Source organism: Lysinibacillus sp. F12, from assembly GCF_057773605.1.
The window spans coordinates 737128-755927 of the sequence record NZ_JBYMLP010000001.1 but is presented as its reverse complement, the minus strand read 5'-3'; the positions used below and the strand labels follow the sequence as shown (position 1 = coordinate 755927).

General features: G+C 34.5%; 15 protein-coding genes and 1 pseudogene. 12 read left to right on the top strand and 4 right to left on the bottom strand.

Translation table 11 applies throughout. The features are described from left to right. Nucleotides 1–62: 62 nt before the first annotated feature. From AC3CH7_RS03850 to AC3CH7_RS03840, 3 genes and pseudogenes are all read left to right on the top strand, one after another. A complete protein-coding gene (locus AC3CH7_RS03850; RefSeq protein ID WP_012293486.1) occupies nucleotides 63–1475 on the top strand; it encodes a hypothetical protein in 1413 nt (470 codons plus the stop codon). A 214-nt stretch (nucleotides 1476–1689) separates the two neighbouring features. Continuing rightward, nucleotides 1690–2517 carry a M23 family metallopeptidase gene (locus tag AC3CH7_RS03845; RefSeq protein ID WP_207889733.1) on the top strand — a complete coding sequence of 276 codons (828 nt, stop codon included), beginning with the start codon at nucleotides 1690–1692 and terminating at the stop codon, nucleotides 2515–2517. Nucleotides 2518–2771: 254 nt separating this feature from the next. Beyond that, nucleotides 2772–3883 (top strand): annotated as a pseudogene (locus AC3CH7_RS03840) (transposase); the annotation flags it as partial. 71 nt (nucleotides 3884–3954) lie between these two features. Here the strand turns inward: AC3CH7_RS03840 and AC3CH7_RS03835 are convergent. Then, the gene (locus AC3CH7_RS03835) at nucleotides 3955–4269 is read right to left on the bottom strand and encodes a hypothetical protein (protein WP_012293491.1); all 315 of its coding nucleotides are present in this window, start codon (nucleotides 4267–4269) and stop codon (nucleotides 3955–3957) included. Between the two features lie 278 nt (nucleotides 4270–4547). Here AC3CH7_RS03835 and AC3CH7_RS03830 point away from each other — a divergent pair, with 278 nt between their 5' ends. Continuing rightward, the gene (locus AC3CH7_RS03830) at nucleotides 4548–6149 is read left to right on the top strand and encodes a Na/Pi cotransporter family protein (RefSeq protein ID WP_012293492.1); all 1602 of its coding nucleotides are present in this window, start codon (nucleotides 4548–4550) and stop codon (nucleotides 6147–6149) included. Nucleotides 6150–6442: 293 nt separating this feature from the next. Here AC3CH7_RS03830 and AC3CH7_RS03825 read toward each other — a convergent pair whose 3' ends face one another. Further along, a complete protein-coding gene (locus AC3CH7_RS03825; protein WP_012293494.1) occupies nucleotides 6443–7303 on the bottom strand; it encodes a YitT family protein in 861 nt (286 codons plus the stop codon). Between the two features lie 33 nt (nucleotides 7304–7336). Then, nucleotides 7337–7876 (bottom strand): transcriptional regulator, encoded by a 540-nt coding sequence (locus tag AC3CH7_RS03820; RefSeq protein WP_012293495.1) that lies wholly within the window; start codon nucleotides 7874–7876, stop codon nucleotides 7337–7339. Nucleotides 7877–8061: 185 nt separating this feature from the next. On the opposite strand from AC3CH7_RS03820, the gene AC3CH7_RS03815 reads away from it, so the two are divergent. Genes AC3CH7_RS03815 through AC3CH7_RS03800 form a run of 4 tightly spaced genes read left to right on the top strand, consistent with a single transcriptional unit; the run spans nucleotide 8062 to nucleotide 10389 of the window. Then, nucleotides 8062–8313 (top strand): PLD nuclease N-terminal domain-containing protein, encoded by a 252-nt coding sequence (locus AC3CH7_RS03815; protein ID WP_036161050.1) that lies wholly within the window; start codon nucleotides 8062–8064, stop codon nucleotides 8311–8313. Continuing rightward, nucleotides 8297–9199, top strand: a complete 903-nt coding sequence (locus AC3CH7_RS03810) for an ABC transporter ATP-binding protein (protein WP_207889735.1) — start codon at nucleotides 8297–8299, stop codon at nucleotides 9197–9199. The genes AC3CH7_RS03815 and AC3CH7_RS03810 overlap by 17 nt, the downstream gene beginning before the upstream one ends. A 5-nt stretch (nucleotides 9200–9204) precedes the next feature. After that, on the top strand, nucleotides 9205–9984 hold the full coding sequence (locus AC3CH7_RS03805) for an ABC transporter permease (RefSeq protein WP_099805105.1): 780 nt from the start codon (nucleotides 9205–9207) through the stop codon (nucleotides 9982–9984). Nucleotides 9985–10005: 21 nt separating this feature from the next. After that, nucleotides 10006–10389 (top strand): GntR family transcriptional regulator, encoded by a 384-nt coding sequence (locus AC3CH7_RS03800; protein ID WP_031419187.1) that lies wholly within the window; start codon nucleotides 10006–10008, stop codon nucleotides 10387–10389. A gap of 722 nt (nucleotides 10390–11111) precedes the next feature. On the opposite strand, the gene AC3CH7_RS03795 is transcribed toward AC3CH7_RS03800, so the two are convergent. Continuing rightward, entirely contained in the window at nucleotides 11112–12713 is a 1602-nt protein-coding gene (locus AC3CH7_RS03795) for a PucR family transcriptional regulator (RefSeq protein WP_488381586.1), read from the bottom strand. A 115-nt stretch (nucleotides 12714–12828) separates the two neighbouring features. Here AC3CH7_RS03795 and AC3CH7_RS03790 point away from each other — a divergent pair, with 115 nt between their 5' ends. The 4 genes from AC3CH7_RS03790 to AC3CH7_RS03775 all read left to right on the top strand — a co-directional run bounded on the left by AC3CH7_RS03790 (nucleotide 12829) and on the right by AC3CH7_RS03775 (nucleotide 18423). After that, the gene (locus tag AC3CH7_RS03790) at nucleotides 12829–14028 is read left to right on the top strand and encodes a M20 family metallopeptidase (protein WP_012293502.1); all 1200 of its coding nucleotides are present in this window, start codon (nucleotides 12829–12831) and stop codon (nucleotides 14026–14028) included. Between the two features lie 19 nt (nucleotides 14029–14047). Further along, the gene (locus tag AC3CH7_RS03785; protein ID WP_036215068.1) at nucleotides 14048–15217 is read left to right on the top strand and encodes an iron-containing alcohol dehydrogenase; all 1170 of its coding nucleotides are present in this window, start codon (nucleotides 14048–14050) and stop codon (nucleotides 15215–15217) included. A 22-nt stretch (nucleotides 15218–15239) separates the two neighbouring features. Then, nucleotides 15240–16718, top strand: a complete 1479-nt coding sequence (locus AC3CH7_RS03780) for an aldehyde dehydrogenase family protein (protein WP_099805110.1) — start codon at nucleotides 15240–15242, stop codon at nucleotides 16716–16718. Nucleotides 16719–16929: 211 nt separating this feature from the next. After that, nucleotides 16930–18423: a sodium:solute symporter family protein gene (locus AC3CH7_RS03775; protein WP_230586136.1), complete on the top strand. Its 1494-nt coding sequence runs from the start codon at nucleotides 16930–16932 to the stop codon at nucleotides 18421–18423. Nucleotides 18424–18800: the final 377 nt, after the last annotated feature.

Below are 18800 nucleotides of genomic sequence, written 5' to 3'. Positions count from 1 at the left end.
GTTCTATAATAAAACAAGAACAAACGTTCTTAAAAGGGAGCTTTTTATTAAAACATAAGGGGATGATAACTTTGGCATTTACAGTCAAAACAGAAGCAGAAAAAATCTTTACTAATATTATGGGAGATGGTGCAGTACGTTTGGCAGCAGATTCAGGCTCTAAAACTAACTTCCATGATATTTTTGGTACAACTGATAAATCAGTACCAGTCAAACGTCAACGTGCTGGCAGTCAATTACTATTCTTGACATCTCTTTACTCTAACGCATCTTCTGCGACAGTTCGTGGTCAAATCTTAACTCGTATTCACCGTATTTTAATCAACTACAAATCATTCATTAACCCAGCCAATCCATCTCAGGAAGGTCCAGAAAATCCAATTTTAGCTTTAGGTGCTTATGCAGCGTTAGCTCTTGCAAAAGATGCTGATATGGCTTCGTATACACAAGCTGATTCATCTCGTCCAGTAACTCAAACAGAATTACGTTCAGCACTTACTGGTTACGTTAGTAAGTCCTACACTACTTTTACTGGTCTAAATAGCTATAAAAATGTACGTCTAGCAAATGGAAATGGTTTAACAGTTAGTACTGGGTCATTAGTTGGTACTAAACATGCTAAAACTGGACTTAATGGTGTAACTCTTGGTTTAGGTGCAGTTCACTTTATTAATGCTGCTATTAACGGTGCTGGTAATGCAATCTATTCTGACTTGAGCGCTTGGTTCACACAAATGTGTACGCGTCTACGTGAATCATACGGTAATTCTCGTGGAAACAACGGTTTAACTGAACTTTGTGTAAATATCGGGGCAGGCCGTGCGGGTGATAATGGTACAGTAAGTGATATCGACCAAATACGAGGGTATTTCCCATCATCTGGCTACAACTCATTCGTTATCTGGGGTCTTAACCTTGCGGCTCGTGCTTATCGAATTGCAGAATTAGGTGACACTACAAAAATACCTCAATTCAAAAATGCAATAGCTTTAAGTTCTCACGTTTGTCAACAAACAGCAGCAGAAATTATGAACTACTACAATACTCAAATTATAAACGAAGGTCGTTCTTATGAGATTGGACTTCCAAACTTTAAGGCTGGTAGTCCGGACGCTACAGATTCAACCACTGTTCCAACGTCTGGTTATGCTTTAGCGGCTTATCAACACTTTGCTTCAGTAAATACACCAACATCAGTGCAGATTAAAACCTCAAATGAAAATTTCAATACTTTAGTAGCACATAACAGTGATCCAGCTTCAGTAACAGCTTATCTATATACAGCAGCTTGGTATGGTGGTCACACTCTAGTAACATCTGGTAAATTAACTTCTGCAATTGCAAACAAAGCAGGTTCAGCAGCACTTCCGTATAACATTGTTTCAACTAATACTGGTGGTAAAGCAGAAGCTGGTGCATCCCGTATCCTTCAAGGCTTAGCAGGAGCAATGAACAGTGGAATAACAACACTTTAAAACAAGTTTAGAAAGAATCACTAAGTTATTGACGAAAGAATTTATTTAAAAATTTAAGCCCATTAGCTTAATTGGTAATGGGCTTTTTCTATTAAATCGATATTATTTTTAGTATTTATCTTTGGTATTGCTTAATTATTACTAAAAAAATATCAATATATTATTCAATCTAATACTACTAAAATATAGGAAGTTCAAAAAAGGAGAATGTTTGATGAAACAGGTATTTATAAAACCAGCTGAAGGTATTTATACAAGCCTTTATGGCATGAGAAGTGGTTCAATGCATTATGGAGTTGATATTGCAAATAGTAGCTCCAATGTACCAGTACATGCTTCCTCTGCGGGTGTGATTAACAAAGCCGTTGGTGGTTGTTCAAATAATGGCTCTATCGGTAATACATGTAATGGCGGTTATGGAAACTATGTAATAGTTCGACACAGTATTGATGGGAAAACATATGATACACTTTATGCTCATTTACAATCTATTAGTGTCTCTGTTGGTCAAACTGTCAATCAAGGTGATAAAATTGGTGTTATGGGGAACAGTGGGAGTTCAACTGGTCAACACGTGCACTTTGAAATATATGAAAAAGCACGAGTGTCTCAATCAGAGGCGGTAGATCCTATGCCTTATTTAAACGGGGACAAGCCAACAGTTAGCTACCATACGTATGATGGAACTTGGGCAACGATTACAATTACTCAGAAGGCAAATGTGTTCAAAAATGTTGGCTATGAAATTATCGGTCAACTTGAAGCTGGTGGAAAATACAAAGTGTATGGTCAAAGAGAGTATGCAGCTGATGGAACTCTATTCTATAATGTAGGGTCTGGTTATGTTCACCATGCTTACGGAACTATTGCTAATCACCATGCAACTGTTACATCTACTATTAATACGTATAGCACTCCTAACGGAGCGTTTAAACGTCAATTAGCACCAGGAACTTATAAAGTACATGCCGCCAAAGATGGTTGGTACAATTTAGGTGCAGAATGGGTTAAAGCGGATCAAGTATTAGTAACTAAAAACTAAATTCAAAAGATAATTAATATGATTAAAGACTAGCCTAGCAATGATGTCGGTCTCTTTCTGTTAGTAATTTTAATGACAGGATGGAAAAAATTAAAAGGATTATCAAAAGAGACCTATCAATAAGGGTTTTATATGTAATTTATAGTTAAACAATGTCATGAATCACTATTAAACAAAATTTTTAAAAAACAGGGTCTCATTGAACTGCCCCGTAAAAGTTAGACATCAATCTAACTTTTACGGGGGTTTTTTTTATGGCAAAAGTAAGTGTTGAACAACGTATTCCAGCAGTTCAACGATATTTAAATGGAAATGAACCTTTGATCGAAATTGCGAAAGATATCGGTGTGACAGCTCAGGTTGTCAGCGAATGGGTTCGCCGTTATCAAAAAAATGGCGTAGAGACTTTCTTAAAGTCCTATACAAACTATTCAGCTGACTATAAAATGAATGTACTTAATTATATGAACGAGACAGGTACATCTTCGAGAGACACAGCAGCACTATTCAATATTTCATCTTCTGGCATGATTCGGAATTGGAAGTTGAAGTTTGAAGTTGGTGGTTATGATGCCCTTGTTTCTAAGAAAAAGGGGCATCCATCTATGAAAAAAGAGACAAAAAGAACAACGAAATCAACACCAGCTGAAGGATCTGTTGAGGCGTTAGAAGCACGAATTAAACAATTAGAAATGGAGAATGCGTACTTAAAAAAGTTGAATACTTTAGTTCAAATGCAAGAAAAATTACCAATCAAATCAAAGCGCAAGTAATTAATGAACTAAAGGAAATCTATGAAGTAGTGGAATTAAACAAAGTTGCTGATATTCCATGTAGTACATATTATTACTGAGAGAAGCGTTTGAATCGTCATGATAAATACGCTGATGTGAAAGTCGCAATTCAGTCCATCTATCTGAATGCCATTGGCATAAAGTGTGAAGTCCGCATGAAGAAATATCGTTCGTATAAAGGTAACGTTGGAAAAATTGCCCCAAACATATTACAACGAGATTTTACAGCGAAAAAAATGAACGAGAAATGGGTAACAGACGTGACAGAGTTCCATCTATTTGGTGAGAAACGTTATTTATCACCCGTCTTTGATTTATGTAATGGCGAGATCATTGCATACACGGTCATGAAGCGTCCAGGCCAGGATGAAATTGCGTTATTAACCCGTAACATTAATCAAATGTCAGAAGAAATTATGACCAGCATTGTCATGGAAAGAAAAATTGAGCAGCAAAAGAATGACCTCATTACAAACGTTTCTCATGACCTAAGAACATCTCTGACGTCTATTATGAGATACTTGCGTTTATTAAGAGAAGAGAAATATGAGACAAAAGAACAGTATGACGAATAGTTGAAGATAGCCTTTTCTAGATCTGAGCAATTGAAAAATTTAATTTCTCACTGCCCTTTACGGCGTAACTAATTTGTCCAAAGTGGATAAATGGTTATAGCATGATGTGGTTGTTCATGGCTGGCAAGCATATCCTGCATGGCAGCTAAGAAAGCAGTGTTTTTAATTAATATTTGAATTTCTGTCTGTTTGTATTGCTTTTGAAAATCAGTAATATAATCTCTAATGATTGAAAGGTTGTAGTGACTGTTAATTTCCACTTCAACGAAAAATGGCAATGTTAAATCAGGAAGCTTGGTACTACCACCGCGGCGAATCCAAACAGCTTCTTGTACATAATAACGGATGGGTAGTTGACGGTTACTGGCAATAAAAATATCCATAAAAAGCCCCCTTCTATGTCTATTTTAAGCCTAAAGGAAAATTCCTCAGTCGTCAAAAGAAAACATGTGGAAATCTTAACAGAGATTTTCTCATGTTTTTTTGTTTACTTTTTGTTGAATTTTGTTTGATTATGTCCGTTTTTTGGACTAATTGTAAAGGCAGTGTAAACATTTATTTAATCCATTGTAAATGATATGTACAGAAAGCTTAAAACTATTAATAATAAAGTCTGACAACAAGGAAAGGGTTGAATAGATTGGATATCAATATACAGGAGATGATTTTCCAATTTCTTGGAGGGTTAGGCTTATTTCTTTTTGCTATTAAATTTATGGGAGATGGTTTACAGAAGGCTGCTGGTGACCGTCTACGAGATATTTTAGATAAATTTACTACAAACCCATTAATGGGTGTACTAGTGGGTATTATTGTTACGGTTCTTATACAGTCCAGTTCAGGAACCACTGTTATTACAGTAGGACTAGTAAGTGCTGGACTTATGAAATTGCGCCAAGCAATCGGCGTTATTATGGGTGCCAATATTGGTACAACTATTACTGCCTTTATAATAGGGATTGACGTAGGTGCATATGCATATCCCATTATGGCAGTGGGTGCCATTTGCTTATTTTTCTTTAAGAAAAGTATCATTCAAAATATTGGACAAGTACTTTTCGGGTTTGCTGGTTTATTTATTGGTTTAGAGCTCATGAGTGGTGGGATGAAGCCTCTTCGAGATTGGCAGCCATTTATAGATTTGACTATCCAAATGTCCGATGTACCGATTTTAGGTGTATTAGTAGGTACAATATTCACTTTAATTGTTCAATCTTCCTCTGCTACAGTTGGTATTTTACAAGGACTTTATGCTGAAGATTTAATTTCTTTACACGGAGCATTACCTGTTTTGTTTGGTGATAATATTGGAACAACCATTACTGCTATCTTAGCTGCCTTAGGTGCTTCTATAGCAGCAAAAAGAGCTGCTGCCACTCATTTACTATTTAACGTAGTGGGTACGATTATCTTTATGCTGATACTTGGCTTATTTACGAACTACGTAGAATGGATTGCTGGGTTGCTTAATTTAGAACCAAAAATGCAAATAGCCTTTGCTCATGGAACTTTTAATGTCATTAATACGCTCGTTCAACTGCCGTTTATTGGCGTTTGGGCATATGTCGTAACAAAATTAATTCCTGGTGAAGATTCAGTCATCGAATATAAACCAAAATTTTTGGATAAAAATTTAATTGTTAAGTCACCTTCAATTGCACTAGGCCAAGCAAAAATGGAAGTCGTGCGTATGGGGGAATATAGTATTCTAGGATTAGAAGAAACGTTAACGATTTTAAAAACAGCTGACACAAAATTGGTAGGCAAGGTCGAACAATTGGAAGAAGCTATCAATAACTTAGATCGTCAATCTACAGAATATTTAATAGAGCTATCAAAGCAATCTCTATCGAACCATGATTCTCAGCTGCATCATGCTTTGTTTGACAATATTCGTGATATCGAGCGAATTGGTGACCATGTAGAAAATATTATCGAGCTTCTACAATACAAAGATAGTAATCGCGTCCGCTTAAGCGATCAAGCGCTGAAAGAGTTAGAAGATATGTTCATTTTTACATTAGCGACTGTAAAAATGGCTATCGAATCTCTCGACAAACAAGATCGATCTTTAGCACAGCAAGTGGTTGAAAAAGAAAATGAAATAGATAATATGGAGAGACGTTTACGTAAATTGCATATTAAGCGATTAAATGAAGGCGTATGCTCAGGTTCAGCAGGCATTGTATTTGCAGATATAGTCAGTAATTTGGAAAGAATCGGAGATCATGCATCCAATATAGCGGAAACTGTTATTTCCTAAAATGGAGCTGTTCAGTAGCGTGAAAACTACTGAATAGCTTTTTAATTGGCGTTCAATGGGATGGATAAGACATCCAAAATGGTGGATAAAGCCTTGAAAGTGACGGATAGAATCGTAAATGTAGGGGATAAAGCCTTGAAACCAATAGCTATCCATATTCATTAGTTGGTGCTGCAATAGTCGTAATCATAGGGGCGTTGAGTTTATGAGGTGAAGTAAAGTACGAGTATGAATAGTTTCTCTTAAAATGAAAAAAGTAAGTAAGACATGGTTGCGTCTTACTTACTTTTACTTTAATGGATATCTCTTTTCTTAAAGTTACCGCCACGAACTTCTGAAACATCAGAAATCACAACAAAGGCACCTTCATCGATATCTTTAATAATAGAAACTAACTTGTTTTCTTCCATACGGTTAATGACACAGTTTAAAATTTCAGTTGGTTCATTGGAGAAGCCACCACGTCCATGTGTATAGGTAACACCACGTCCGAGACGAGCTTGGATTGCGTCCCCAATCTCCTCAGATTTTGCACTAACTACACGGACTTCTTTTGATTTCTCTAAACCAACCTGGATAATATCGATAACATTTTTCGCAATATAATATGTTAACGCTGAGTATAAAGCGCTCTCTAAGCCAAAGATAAAGCTTGCCCCTAAGAAAATAAAGGCGTTGATAAATAAGATAATATCGCCGACTGAAAATGGAATTTTACGTGATAGTAATACGGCTAAAACCTCCGAACCATCTAAAGCGCCACCGTTACGTAAGACAATCCCAATACCTACACCAAGCAGCATACCACCAGATAAGACAATTAGTAAGGGATCATTCGGGCCTAAAATGGTTTTGACATCATGTAAAAGAACCGTGGAAATGGATAATGCTGCGATACCAGCACTACTCATTAAGGCAAAGGTTTTTCCAACCTGCTTATAACCGATATAGACGAATGGGATATTTAGTACAAAGAGCAGTAAGCCTAATGGAATTTCAAATAGGTGAGCTCCCATAATACTGAGACCTGTTACACCACCATCAATAACAGCATTTGGAATCAATACAGCCTCTAGCCCGTAAGCAGCAATAACTGCCCCAATAATAATCATAATGAATTTTCGTGTGTTTTCTAGTGACTTTCCTTTTTTCATAAATCTTCTCCATTTCTTTACGTAAAATATTACTTAAGGTTTTGGAATAATATTTATAGCAATTGTTTTAGTCTCCGAACCTTTACTTGAGTCGGCCATATTATAGTATTTAGTTAATAAAGCGTTTAATTCATCATCAAAATTCTTGAATTGATCAACTGATAACGTCAAGTCAATAAAAGAAAAAGTAGCTAAATCTGCGGTACTTTCTTTTTCATCAAGTGAATGTAAATAATTTTGATATTGAGATAGTAGCGCTAATTGATAGTAGGAAATGTAATTTAATTTTTGCTTGGTTTTGAGCTGTGTCCACTCCTCCTTACTAAGTTTTGCTGCCCCTTCATTTAATGCATAGAACTTCTCTGTAACAGAACGTACTTTTCGCTCCTTCACAATTTTTATGACGTTTTCGTCCACTAAAATTTGGATATGTCGATATAAAGTAGCTTGCGGTACATCCTTAATGACTGAAATCATCTCCAAAGTGCTTAAGCCTTCTTCTTTATTGTGCATTAGAGCTTGTAAAATTTTCATTCTCACAGGGTGCATTAATACCTCTGCTTTATTGCGCATAAACCGATCCTCCTAATAAATGAATGAGATGGTATCAAGGAAAGCATTCGAATGTTCTCAAATTGAGAACATTATCAAAAAATATATTATAGGTTTTTTTTGGGGGTGTACAGTAAAAAGTAATGTAATTTTTTTACGCTTCTGTTATCATTATTGATAATGATAACGAAAGGGGCTATAAATTTATGAAATTACACTATGGTTTTGAAGACTTAGGTCAAATGGATTGGGCAAGCATACTACCAATCCTTTTACCTTTTTTATTCGTAGGTTTTTTACTTATCGTTGTTGCACTTGTCGATCTATATCGGCACCGAGAAACGAGAGAAAATATACTAATGTGGGCAATTATTATTTTGTTCTTCAATACAATTGGTTCGGTTCTATATTTTGTAATAGGTAGAAAGGATGTAAATAAACATGCGCTTAGAAATTAATAATATTACAAAAAAATTTAAATATAAAACGGCTGTGAATAATTTTTCATTAATTATAGATACGAATGAATGTGTAGGGCTTATTGGACCAAATGGAGCAGGGAAATCCACATTAATTCAAATCATTGCTGACATTCTTTATGCAGATGAAGGGGACATCGTGCTTGATGGACAAAAAATTTCAAAGATGAAAAATCAAATTGGTTATTTACCACAGTATCCTAATTTCTTCTCGTGGATGACAGCATTTGAAACGCTATCCTTTATGGGGACACTTTCTGGCATATCAAAAAAACAATTACAAAAGGACATTCCAATTCTTTTAGAAAAGGTGGGCTTAGGGAAAGAAGCGCATGTTCATGTCGGAACATTTTCTGGAGGTATGAAACAGCGTCTTGGCATCGCACAAGCTTTATTACACAAGCCAGCTTTAATAATTATGGATGAACCGGTATCAGCACTAGATCCAATTGGTAGACGTGAGGTGTTGAATTTATTAAAACACATCAAAAAAGAAACGACCATATTACTCTCTACACATATATTAGGCGATGCGGAGGAGGTTTGTGAGCGCTTTGTGGTCATTAAAAATGGTTACAAAATAGAAGATGCGACAAAATTAGAGTTACTGAATCGCTATCAAGACTCAGCTATCTTTATAATGATTCAAAAGAAAGATGTTAAGTGGCTAAAAACGATTGAACAGTTACCGTATGTAAAGAAAATCGAAGGTTGTGGTGATGGCTTTAAAGTATATGTCAATCAGTTGGAAGCGGATGCCCATCGATTACTACAGTACGGATTGGATTCTAACGTGATATTTACAAAGTTTAATCTTGGCGTTCAAGAAAGCTTAGAAGAAATATTTTTAGAATTGGTGGTGTAGCGGGAGTGAATACATTTATAGCATTAAGTAAAAAAGAAATGAATCAAATGACAAAGGAGTATAAGGTCATTTGGCTACCCATTGTATATATTCTACTAGGTCTAACTCAGCCAATCATGATGTATTTCTTGCCTGCTATTTTACAATCAATGGGTGGTATTGAAGGGATTATGATTGATCCAACATTGACAAAGCCAGAGGGACAAGAAGTGCTTGCCTCAACCCTTAATTCGCAATTTGATCAATTAGGTATAATCATACTTACCATTGCAACGATGGGTATTATTCAAGGAGAAAAAGCCAATGGAATGATGGCATTCATTCTCACAAGGCCTGTATCTATCTCCTCCTACCTGGGTAGTAAAATCCTTACTCATTATGTTTTAGCTGTTTTATGTATTACGATTGGCTATGCAATGTCCTTTGGCTATACATCTTATTTATTTACCTCTGTACCGATAACGCGTGCATTAATAGCTTTAGCATTTTATTGTATTTGGCTGTTGTTTGTTATTACATTTGTTGCCATGATCAGTACCTTTTTTAACAGTTCACCATTTATTGCTTTAATCAGTATTGGTGTTTTATTCATTTGTCGTTTTTGTGCTGGCTTACATCCAATTTTAGATGTTATTAATCCAGCTAGTAATAGCTTGTATGCGACTACGATATTAATGACAGGTGACGTAGCAACATGGTATGGCTTTAATTTTGTTGTCACAATAATACTTGTACTATTCATGGTGGTTATCATGCATCATTTTATTGCTAAAAAGAAATTTTAATATGAAGGAAATCCTCGGCAAATGAATGTAAAAGTAAATCGTAAAAGCAAAATTCCCTATTATCAGCAACTCACACAGCAGCTGCTTTTATCCATAACGACAGGAATTTTAAAAAAGGGAGACCATTTGCCTTCTATTCGTCAGCTAGCGGCACAAACCAACCTTAATCTGCATACAGTTCATAAAAGCTACAAAGAGCTTCAGAAAAAGGGTATTATTACCATTAAACCTCATTCTAGAGCAGTCGTTAGTGTAGATTCTAGCAAGGCAAAGACTATTTCACTTCAACAACTTTCTATGAGTGTAGAACAAATATTGATAGAAGCGTATCTTTTGGGAATTAAAGAAGGGCAACTTGAAGAAATGTTTCAGGAGAGTTTACGAAAATATTATACGGAGAGTTAGAGTGAAAGAGAGGGCTTCTACAATGCCCCAAAAACTATCCAACCGTTACTGTTACTGACTGTTAAAGAAATTGCATAAAAGGCTGCATAGACAATATTCCGCTATAAAAACCAAAGCTTTCATTTGTGAACGTTATTTTATTTGAAGTTGTATGAATAATTGAAGAATCGATATAAAGATACAGCTAAAAAAATAAGGATGAAAAAGGTAATAAGGAAATTACAATCGGTAAAATAAAGCCCAGTAGTGCAATGGCAGTGACTACGCCAACAACAGCTAAAGCAATTATTCCCCAAAATGCGAGTTGGTCAAATATACATGGAATTTTAGCGAAAAAAATTGTTAAAATTTCTAAAATAATCCAGTCGATTGGGCTGCTAATGAGAAAAGCACCAACTGCAATCATGATGATTAAGCGGAAAAAGAATTCTCTTTAATTTTCATAGGGCATGACGTGTGAGTAATGTGCCAGAACGGTTGTCTTCGGCGAATTACGGTGCTGGACAGTTCTTCGAGTGCTCTTGTCGACGATCTGCCGGCAATCACGGGATGCCTTTTTTGGAGAAGTTTATGCCTGGGATATACGAGCCCGTATGATGAAAGTTTTTTCATTTCATCATGGTGGGCTACTTAGTGACAAGAGAAAGGTTAAATTAGAGAGGGGAAAAATTACGTGATGGCGAGTGTTTAGGAATCAATCCTACTAAATTGGAGAAATAAAATTATTCTTTCATCAAATGTAAATAATTAAAAGCGATTTTTAACAACATAATTGTATTTAAGTTATTGAAGTCTATATTCATTAACTCTGAAATTAACTTCATACGATATCTAATTGTGTTTTTATGTAAATATAATTGTTGAGCTGTAACTTCTATATTCATATTACTTTTTATAAAATGTTCCAAGGTATCGAGAAAGTTAGATTTATTTTTTTTATCATACTGTATTATTGGATCAAGTGTTTCCATATAAATATATCTCATTTCTAAATCTGAGTTTTCTGAGTATAAAACCCTTTCTAAATATAGGTTGGAAAATTCAACAATAATTAGTCTAGAGTCTTGTACGTTAGCGGATTGTTTGACTATCGTGTTTAATGCAATCCTTGCTTCTCTATAACATTCCTTCAAAGAATTAAAATTATATTTTCTACTTACACCTACTGAAAATCGTATTTTTGGAAAATGTTTACTTATATCATATACCAAATGATTTAACAGGGACCTATAGTTATTTATGGGTAATAAAATAATTATTTTGCTATTTAAATCTAGGCCGGTTAATATATTATTTTCTTTACATAGGTTAGACCAATTAAAGAAACTTAGAATTTCATGATAGGAAGGCAACGTAATCGCGTTATTTATAGGCTGGATTTGAACAAGTGCTAAAATATACTGATCATGTAAAGTTATATCTAAATCAATCAACTTTTTATTTAATAGCTCTTTAGTTTGATAGTTATCATTGATCAAATCCAACAAAAATTCATTCATTTGGCGTTGTTCAATAGATTTTATAATATTTTGTTGCTCTACATGTAAATTAGCTATTAGCGCTGCGTGTTCGATTGCAACAGGGGCTTCTGCTGACTCCTCATTTAATAACCCCCAAATAAAAATTCCTCCCTCTAAAGTGTTTTTTTCATTAATCCATTTGATTGTAAAATTAATATTTTTATAGCGGACTTCTTCTATTTCATTGCCGATTCCACTAAAGACAGTTGTTATAAGATAATCCAATTCTAAATCATGTTCAAATTTCTCAGGATAATCTATACGGATATTCAAACCTTTAAGATAAATTGTTAAAGGAATTCCTATAATTTTATATAAAATTTCTGCTAGACTGTCTATTTTTTTTCTTTCTTTCAAATAAGTATGAAATTTATTATAGACGTTGTTTAATGCTTCTATTTCTTGATTTCTAAATTTATTAATAGTGTTTGTAATTTCTCCTAAATATTCAGTCCAGGGATATTCATTATTTAATGAAATAATAAGAAAGCCTTTTTTATTACAATATTCTATTAATTCACTTGGGATATAAGGAATATGTCTTCCAATTTTAATACCTAATCCAAAGCATTTTCTTTCAATTAATACTTTTATAAATGCCAATAAATCACTTTCCCAAGATTGCATTTGATTAGAATTTACGAAAAAACCTGTAGTAAGTACAAAATCGCCTGAACTTAACCACTTATCGCCGTCAGGAGCATCGATAAATGTTACGTTTTTAATTTTTTGTGCTAGTGGACAAACTGTGATAACTTCCGTATTTTCAAAACAACCGAGAGCAAGCAATTCCTTACAATTCATAAAATCCTCCCCTTTTTATTCAAAAGTACAATAATTTCAATCTTAATTTAGATAATTATACAACAAATGAAGCTATATAATTGCAAATAAGTCAGAATATAAAGAATTTTCTGTTATGGAGGGATTGAAAATTATAAATGAAGAAGTTGTAGATATGGAGATTGTAAATAAAGAAAGAGTAGTGAATTTATTAAGATGTTTAGTACAAATTAATACTGTAAATCCTCCTGGTAATGAGAAGGAACTTGCCTCACTTTTAGATGTATTTGTAAAAGATTTTGGTTTAGAAACAAAAATTATAGAGTCATTAGAAAATCGATCTACTATAGTCATTTACTTACGAGGTAAAAATAAGAATGCGAAGAAGCTTTACTTCAGCGGTCATTTAGATACTGTACCGATTGGGGAAGATGAATGGGATTATGATCCATTCGAAGCAAGGGTAGAAAATGGCTTAATTTATGGACGAGGTACTTGCGATATGAAAGGTGGGGTAGCAGCACTCATAGAGGCTATGCTAATTCTTAAAGAATCTGGAACCGTATTAGAACATGACATCATATTTTTAGGAACTGCAGGTGAGGAAGTAGATTGTTTAGGTGCACGGACCCTAATGGATAATGGAGTTATAGAAAATCCTGGTGCCATAGTTATTGCGGAACCTACTAGTTTGGAAGTATTTATTGGACATAAGGGTGTGCTTTGGCTTGAAATTAGTACCTTTGGTAAAACAGCACATGGCTCAATGCCTAAACAAGGAATTAATGCTATTTCGAATATGTTAAAGATTTTAGAAGAACTAAATAACTTAGCATTCCCTTTAAAAGATGAGCTATTAGGAAGTACTACAATGAGTGTTAATAGGATTGACGGTGGGGTTGCAACAAATGTTATTCCTGATAAATGCACAGTCGCAGTTGATATTAGAACAGTAACGGCTGAGACAAATGAGTTAGTGATAAAAAGTATTGAAGAAGTGATTAGAAAACTAAAGTCGAACGATCCATCTTTTGTAGCTAGTATTAGTGTTTTACAAAATTTAAGACCTCTCTTAAATGATAGCAAAGACAAATTCATACAATATGCACAAAAATTGAATAAGGATTTAAACTCAAAAGAAATTGAAAATATTGGTGTCAATTACTATACAGACGCATCTATCTTCGGAAAATCATTGGATTGTCCAATAATAATTTATGGTGCTGGGGATGAAAAACTAGCCCACCAGCCAAATGAAAATATTGAAATTGAGAGTTTAATTAAATCAATCAATTACTATGTTAATCTAGCAAAAAATTTCCAGGACATTTATTAAATCTAAGGAGGACTATAAAATGGGTGAATTAAATAATACTGAATTTATGTCAAAAACGACGGTGTACACAGGATCGGGGAGTTTGAAGTTTCTCTCAACTACTGTTGAAAAGTTTGAAGACGGTAATATTTTAGTAGTTACTGATAAAGGAATTGAGGCTTCTGGTATTTTAAACAAAGTTATTAATTCATTGGAAGGCGTCTCAACAGAAAAGCATATTTTTAATGACGTCAAACCGAATCCTAGTGTTACAGCTACTAATGCAATCTATGAATTATATAAAGATAAAGGGATTAAGAAAATTGTTGCAGTAGGTGGAGGAAGTGTTATTGATACAGCCAAAGCATTAGCTGTACTTTTTACAAATGGAGGATCAATTTCTGATTACTTTGGCTTTGACCTTTATCAAAATCAACCGTTACCAGTTTTCGCTATCCCAACTACAGTTGGAACAGGAAGTGAAGGTGGTCATGCAGCTGTAATTACTGAAGATGATAAAGAATTGAAAACAAAGAAATTGGTATTTGGAGAGGCACTATTCCCTAAAGCAGCTATTTTAGATGGCGATTTATTATTAGGAATGCCTAGTTCGCTAGTTTCAACGACAGGAATGGACGCACTTACTCATGCTATTGAGGGGTATGTTTCTAGAAATGGGTCTATTTTGACTGATGCTCTTAACCTTCATGCAGTAAAAGTAATTGGAGAAGCTATATTAGAAGCAGTGGCCGATACTACTAATGTTTCAGCTATGAATAAAATGGTACAAGCAAGCGCTTCAACTGGTATCGGTATGTCAAATGGTGGCTTAGGCTTAGTGCATGGAATTTCACATGCTATCGGTGCACAATTTGATGCACCTCATGGAATCGTAAATGCAATTTTATTACCGTATGTATTGGAATATAACTGGATTTCTAATCCAAAGAAATTTGCAGATATTGCTCAAGCTTTACGTGTAAATACTTGGGGAATGTCAGTCGAGGATGCAGCTAAGGCTGGGGTAAAACGTGTTAAAGAACTAACATTAGAGGTTGGGATTCCAGCGAAATTAAATGATATTGGGATTGATAAATCAAGCATTGATGTCTTAACTGATATTGCATTCAACGATGAATTATATATGAATGCAAATCCTAGAAATGCAACGAGAAAAGATATTTATACTATTTTATCGAAAGCTCTATAAATCAAAAAAGGAGAGTGTGATTATGAATAAAACAATTGAGATTTGTCAAAAAGTGTCTGAATTTTTAGAGAACGATGCGTATCTGTATATTAATGGTGAATTTGTACCTTCTTCAAATAATGTTACTTTTGAGACATTCAATCCAGCTAATAATGAAGTATTAGCAAAGGTTCATGAGGCAAGTGTGGAAGATGTGAATAAAGCGGTCTTAGCAGCTAAGGAAGCATTTGAGAATGGTCCGTGGTCTACTATGACTCCAGCTGAAAGAGGAAGTCTAATTTATAAATTAGGCGAACTCATTGATGAGCATAAACAAGAGCTAGCAGAAATTGATAGCTTAGACAATGGGAAACCTATTACGGAACTATTCGAAAACGATATTCCAAATGCTGTAGGCCAATTTAAATATTTTGCTGGTTGGGCGACTAAAAATATGGGTCAAACCATTCCGATCGGCGATAACTTTTTAAACTATACACGTCATGAACCAGTTGGTGTAGTTGGTCAAATTATTCCATGGAACTTCCCTTTAATGATGGCATCTTGGAAAATTGCTCCAGCATTAGCTACAGGCTGTACAGTTGTCCTTAAATCAGCAGAACAGACACCCCTTTCTGTATTATATTTAGCTAGATTAGTAGAATTAGCAGGAATCCCTAAGGGTGTAGTAAATATTATTTCTGGTCACGGTGAAACTACAGGAGATGCATTGGTTAAGCATCCATTAGTCAATAAAATCGCATTCACAGGTTCTACTGCTGTAGGTCAAATTATTATGAAAGAAGCCGCAAATACAATGAAGCGAGTAACATTAGAATTAGGAGGTAAGTCTCCGAATATTGTCCTATCTGATGCAAATTTAGAGAAAGCAGCTGATGGAGTATTTGCAGGCATAATGTATAACCAAGGTGAAGTATGTAGTGCAGGTTCCAGAGTTTACGTGCATGAAGATATTTATGACATTTTTATTGCGAAATTAACTGAACGTGCCGAAAAGGTGAAACTAGGTAGTGGATTATCTCACAATACGACGATGGGATCTTTAGTTTCACTAGAACAAAAAGAGCGTGTAGTAAATTATATTAAAATTGGACAAGAAGAGGGAGCGAAAATCTTATATGGAGGTAAAGCATCAGAGCAAGGATGCTTCGTTGAACCTACAATTTTTGTAGATGTTAATGATTCTATGAGAATTTCTAGAGAAGAAATTTTTGGTCCGGTTATGGTAGTGTCTAAATTTAATTCTGAAGAAGAGATAATTCATCGAGCTAATGATTCAGAATTCGGCTTAGGAGCTGGTATTTGGACTGAGAACTTAACAAAAGCACATCGACTTGCAAACAAATTAAAAGCCGGTTCAGTTTGGATTAATTGCTACAATGCAACAAATCCTGCATCTCCATTTGGTGGATATAAAAAGTCAGGGTTTGGCCGTGAAATGGGGTCATACGCTTTGGATAATTATACTGAAGTGAAAACAGTTTGGGTAAATTTATCTTAATAAAATTATATTTCCATATATTAGGGATATCGATCGAACAAATAATGTAATTCAAACAGTATAAATAAGACAGCTATATTATCTCATATAGCAAGTTTACATTAATCTAGCTGTTTTTAAGATAATTCATGTCCATTTAGTCTTAGGCTTTCAAGTAATGATTTAAAGTTTTTTAATCATTCATAAATTTCCTTATAAAGGGAGGAATAGCATGGTTACTAAATATATTATCGTCTCCATTTTTTTGGTTATATTATTTGCGGTATCCTACAATACATTCAGAAAGATAAAAACTTATCAAGATTATAATTTGGCTGGCAAAGGAACAGGATTATTTGCATTAACGGCAACTCTAGTAGCAGCAGAGTTTAATACAGCAACTTTAATAGGTGGAGCTTCTGTTGCTTATCTATTTGGTACTGTTGGTATGTGGTATACATCTTTAATATTTATTGCGGTATTTCTTGCATACGCATTTACGGTTGCTAAAAAATATAGGAAATTAAATATTTCAACCATTTCTCAATTTTTTGATAAACGTTTTAAGAATGAAAAATACTCAGAACTTATAAGATTTATGTCAGCCATCATCACATTGTTCTATACATGGCTAGCACCAGCTTCGTATCTAGCAGGTTTAGCAGTAATAGGAAGCGTTTTACTTGGGGTAGATCCAGTAATCTTTTCCATAACAATTGTAGTGATTTGTCTAATTTTAAGTATCACTGGTGGATTATTGACAGCAATTGGTATTGATGTTGTAGCATTTATAATGATTATGATTGGGATTCCAACAATTTTATTTATTGGTATTAGTGCAGCTGGTGGATTTGGAAGTTTGAGTCAAGTATACGAACCGAAACTTTTATCTTTGGCACCAGTTTGGGATACAGAGGTTAACTTCCCTATCGCATTGACATGGGGCCTGCAAATTCTGTTCTTATATATTGCTGCCCCTTGGTATGGTCAACGAATCTTCTCAGCAAAGAATGAAAAAGTTGCTTATACAGCTATGCTATGGAATACATTTTTCATTGTAGTGTTATACGGTATGGTCGTTTTAGCTACAATGTTCTCAAAAGTTGTATTCCCAAGTCTGGATAAACCAGAGGAAGCGTTACCTTTATTAATAGCAACTCAAAGTAACTCATTAGTACAAGGATTACTATTAGTAACATTATTACTTGTAGGGGTTAGCACTCTGATTGCAGTTTGGAATTCTGCAGTTTCAATCATTGTAAATGATGTTGTACGCAGATATTTCTTGAAAAATAAAGGGGATAGACAATTCATAATTGCTTCAAGAATATGTTTTGTTATAATTGCAGCTTCTACATTAATTTTTGGGATCGTTTTCATTGGAAATATTCAAAACTCATTGCTGTTTTTATCAACTTTTACAGGTATAGTGGCAATTCCGATACTAATTTCATTGTATTGGAAAAAGTACAACAGCTTGGGTGCACTTTCATCAATGATTTCAGGGTTAGCATATTCCGGAATCGCTATAACTTTAAGCTTCCCAATTTATTTTATTAGCCCTATTGCTGTAATTGTAGCTACTATTGTAGGAATAATAGTTTCTTTGGCAACATCTAAAAACCATGTTACCGATAACCAAGAGTTTTATGAATTAATTGAATCACCTTTAGAATTAGAATCCCATGAAACTGAAAGTGTATTCATTCCTAAAGAATCAAACTAAGTGGGGAGAGAGTTATTAATCAGCTCAGTCGCAATGTCAGTATGCGAGGTATTGCCGATGGCGCTTTAAAGGGTTATTCATCAACTTTTAGTGTTGATAAAGATAAAATCGATCCATTTAAAATACCTGCGCCTGAAGATGTTTTAAAAAGGGCGAAAAATACCGATATTTGGCGTCAGATCTAATTAATAATAGTTCAGGCACAATTATTAAGGGACGAGCAGATGATAATAGTTTTTACTACTATGAATTTCCCCAATAGAAATGACAATTTACAGAGACTGATTATAACAATGAAGACCACTCCGTAAAGGGTGGTCTTACTTATATTTCTTTTATGGGAATCAGTGTACCGCCACCAATATAAGACAAATTAG

Bases quoted from the DNA above. Each gene is read 5' to 3' on its own strand.
- AC3CH7_RS03785 (WP_036215068.1), top strand. From the start codon at position 14,048: ATGGGTGAATTAAATAATACTGAATTTATGTCAAAAACGACGGTGTAC.
- AC3CH7_RS03815 (WP_036161050.1), top strand. From the start codon at position 8,062: ATGAAATTACACTATGGTTTTGAAGACTTAGGTCAAATGGATTGGGCA.
- AC3CH7_RS03810 (WP_207889735.1), top strand. From the start codon at position 8,297: ATGCGCTTAGAAATTAATAATATTACAAAAAAATTTAAATATAAAACG.
- AC3CH7_RS03790 (WP_012293502.1), top strand. From the start codon at position 12,829: ATGGAGGGATTGAAAATTATAAATGAAGAAGTTGTAGATATGGAGATT.
- AC3CH7_RS03825 (WP_012293494.1), bottom strand. From the start codon at position 7,303: ATGAAAAAAGGAAAGTCACTAGAAAACACACGAAAATTCATTATGATT.
- AC3CH7_RS03830 (WP_012293492.1), top strand. From the start codon at position 4,548: ATGATTTTCCAATTTCTTGGAGGGTTAGGCTTATTTCTTTTTGCTATT.
- AC3CH7_RS03780 (WP_099805110.1), top strand. From the start codon at position 15,240: ATGAATAAAACAATTGAGATTTGTCAAAAAGTGTCTGAATTTTTAGAG.
- AC3CH7_RS03845 (WP_207889733.1), top strand. From the start codon at position 1,690: ATGAAACAGGTATTTATAAAACCAGCTGAAGGTATTTATACAAGCCTT.
- AC3CH7_RS03850 (WP_012293486.1), top strand. From the start codon at position 63: ATGATAACTTTGGCATTTACAGTCAAAACAGAAGCAGAAAAAATCTTT.
- AC3CH7_RS03775 (WP_230586136.1), top strand. From the start codon at position 16,930: ATGGTTACTAAATATATTATCGTCTCCATTTTTTTGGTTATATTATTT.
- AC3CH7_RS03800 (WP_031419187.1), top strand. From the start codon at position 10,006: ATGAATGTAAAAGTAAATCGTAAAAGCAAAATTCCCTATTATCAGCAA.
- AC3CH7_RS03835 (WP_012293491.1), bottom strand. From the start codon at position 4,269: ATGGATATTTTTATTGCCAGTAACCGTCAACTACCCATCCGTTATTAT.
- AC3CH7_RS03820 (WP_012293495.1), bottom strand. From the start codon at position 7,876: ATGCGCAATAAAGCAGAGGTATTAATGCACCCTGTGAGAATGAAAATT.
- AC3CH7_RS03795 (WP_488381586.1), bottom strand. From the start codon at position 12,713: ATGAATTGTAAGGAATTGCTTGCTCTCGGTTGTTTTGAAAATACGGAA.